A 3,092-nucleotide genomic window follows, 5' to 3' on the forward strand; every position below is an offset into this window, starting at 1 on the left:
CCTAAATTCCTTATAATTACAGACCTATGAACGAAGAAGTTACTTTTATTCTGGATTCCACAAAAGAGAGTATGCAAGGCGCCATTTCCCATCTTGAAAAGGAGTTGGTAAAGATCCGGGCGGGGAAAGCCAGCCCATCTATGCTCTCCTCTGTAATGGTAGAATATTATGGCAATATGACTCCCCTGTCTCAAATGTCGAACATCAACACCCCTGACGGTCGCACCCTTTCCGTACAGCCCTGGGAAAAACAGATGATCCCCCAGATTGAAACCGCTATCATGAATGCAAACCTCGGTTTTAATCCGATGAATAATGGGGAGATGGTCATTATCAACGTTCCTCCCCTTACAGAAGAGCGGAGGAAACAACTCGTCAAACAGGCGAAGGCTGAAGCTGAAGACGCGAAAGTAAGTATCCGCAGTGCCCGTCAGGAGGCCAATAAGGAAGTTAAAGCTCTTGATATTTCAGAGGATTTGGAGAAAAATGCTGAAATCGATATTCAGGAACTTACCGATGAATTCTCAAACAAAGTAGACGGGATCCTCGAGGTGAAGGAAGCCGAAATCATGAAGATTTAATCGGGTGCCCGATACTTCCACAGGCGCCCTGCCAATCTGATTAAAAAGCTGAGATAAGTTGTATGCCCTTGCCGGAGGTGTTTATTGGGCACAGTGGGGATCATTTTCTAACTTAGTCCCCGAATAGAAAACATGGTAGCGAAACTTACACAGGGATTTTGGGACAAAACCGCACGGATTATCCTGAGAAACCGAATTCTGATTCTCCTATTGATCGTCGCTGTCACCATAGGGCTCTCAACGCAATGGGAGTATATGCGATTTAGCACCTCAGAGGCGAACCTGCTACCTGATGCACATCCCGAAAACGTACAGTACCAGCAGTTCCTTTCTCAGTTTGGTGATGAAGGCAACACCATTGTTATCGCTGTTCAGGATCCATCGATGGGAGAACCTGAAATTTTTAACCAATGGAATATCCTCAGTCGCCAGCTTGAAGCCTTCCCTGAAGTAGACTTTGTACTCTCCACGGAGAATCTGCAACTCCTCCTGAGGGACAAGGAAAAAGACGAGTTTATCCTTAAACCTTGGATGGCTACCGACAGTATCGTCAACAAGACAAAATTAGATAGCCTGACGACCTTTTTGTTCGAAGACCTGCCGTTCTACGATAAACTGCTATTCAACAAAGAAACCAAAACCATTCGCACGGTAGTGTATCTGGACAAAGACCTGATCAACACCTCTGTACGTAAAGACTTTGTACTGGGGGATCTCAATACCCTGATCTCCAATTTTGAAAGTGAAAGTGGTTTAGACGTCCGTGTTTCCGGGATGCCCTATATCCGGACGATGAATGCGCAAAACATCATAGATGAAATTGGAAAATTTATCCTGGCGGCTTTGGGGGTCACCTCCCTGATTTTCTTTTTCTTTTTTCGTTCCTTCCGGGCGACATTTATCTCCATATGCGTTGTAATTATTGGGGTTATGTGGGCTTTCGGCACCCTGGGGTTGTTGAGGTATGAGATAACCGTACTCACGGCCCTCATCCCTCCGGTTATTATTGTAATCGGGATTCCCAACTGTATTTTTCTAATCAATAAGTATCAGCAGGAAGTAAAAAAACACGGAAACCAGGCCAAATCCCTGCAACGTGTCATCACGAAAATCGGGAATGCCACCCTGATGACCAATGTAACCACCGCTGCGGGTTTTGCCACTTTTATTATCACGGACAGTAAACTCCTGACCGAGTTCGGGATTGTAGCCTCCCTGAACATCCTGGGGATTTTTATCCTCTCCCTGCTGATCATTCCCATCGTGTATAGTTTTATGCCCCTGCCTAAAACAAAACACCTTAAACACTTGAATAAAAAGTGGATCGATGGGTTTGTCAACTGGATGGAACGGATCGTGCGTCATCATCGGATCGCGGTGTATTTTGTCTCGATAGCTTTGTTGGTTGCCAGTGTTATAGGGATCTATCAAATCGAGATTTCAGGCAGTCCCATTGAAGATATGCCCAAGAAAAGTGGATTTGTAAACGATATCCGATTTTTCGAATCTGAATTTGACGGGATTATGCCGGTTGAAATTGTGATAAACACCAACCAGAACAACGGAGTGATGAAACCGGCAACGCTCAGGCGAATGGACCAGCTGGATGCCTATATTGAAGAAAACCCGGATCTCTCCCGCCCGATCTCTGCGGTAAATCTGGTAAAATATTCCAAGCAGGCATTTTACAATGGAATCCCGAAATACTATCAGCTACCGACCTCCCAGGAAAGTAATTTTATTTTGAATATCGCCCGTAAATCTAAGGATAATGGCAACCTGCTTAAGAGTTTTGTGGACTCTACAGGCCAGATAGGGCGGATGACTACCTATATGCGGGATGTCAAAACGGATCGGATGGAAGCGATCGAACAAGGATTACTGGATGAGATAGCAAAAATATTCCCTTCAGAGAGGTATAGTGTGTTCCTTACGGGTAAGGCTTTGTTATTTCTGAAAGGAACCAAGTACCTGGTTCGGAACCTATTGATGTCACTTGGGCTTGCTATTTTGTTAATTGCCCTGTTTATCGCCTACCTCTTCCGTTCATTCCGTATGATATTGATCTCCCTGATCCCGAACATACTCCCCTTAATTATTACAGCGGGAATTATGGGCTTCGTTGGGGTCCCCATCAAGCCCTCCACCATACTGGTCTTTAGTATAGCGTTTGGGATTTCGGTGGATGATACAATCCACTTTCTTGCCAAATACAGGCAGGAGTTGGCCGCGCACGGGTGGCGTATTCAAAAGTCCGTATATGCCTCATTAAGGGAAACCGGGGTGAGTATGTTTTACACTTCTATAGTGCTGTTTTTCGGTTTCTCCGTATTTATTATTTCGAGTTTCGGTGGCACAGTGGCTCTGGGTGCTCTGGTTTCCACGACCTTACTTTTTGCGATGCTGGCGAACCTTATCCTTTTGCCTTCCCTCCTGCTCTCCCTGGAAAAAAGTATCGCAAACAGGAAGACGCTCAAAGAGCCTCAAATTGACATTCTCACCGGCGATGGA

General features: G+C 45.3%; 2 protein-coding genes. Both read left to right on the forward strand.

Annotated elements, in window-relative coordinates; all coding sequences use genetic code 11:
• Window positions 1-26 precede the first annotated feature (26 nt).
• Window positions 27-581, forward strand: coding sequence for a ribosome recycling factor (gene frr, locus WBV75_RS02750; RefSeq protein WP_424119128.1), 555 nt, complete (start codon window positions 27-29; stop codon window positions 579-581).
• Between the two features lie 132 nt (window positions 582-713).
• Window positions 714-3,092: efflux RND transporter permease subunit (locus tag WBV75_RS02755; protein ID WP_424119129.1), on the forward strand; the 2,379-nt coding region annotated here is incomplete at its 3' end.

The sequence above is a fragment of the Robiginitalea sp. genome, assembly GCF_049588695.1.
GTDB lineage: Bacteria > Bacteroidota > Bacteroidia > Flavobacteriales > Flavobacteriaceae > Robiginitalea.

What these genes read in the sequence shown, in the direction of transcription:
- frr (WP_424119128.1), top strand. Translation starts at nt 27, where the DNA reads ATGAACGAAGAAGTTACTTTTATTCTGGATTCCACAAAAGAGAGTATG.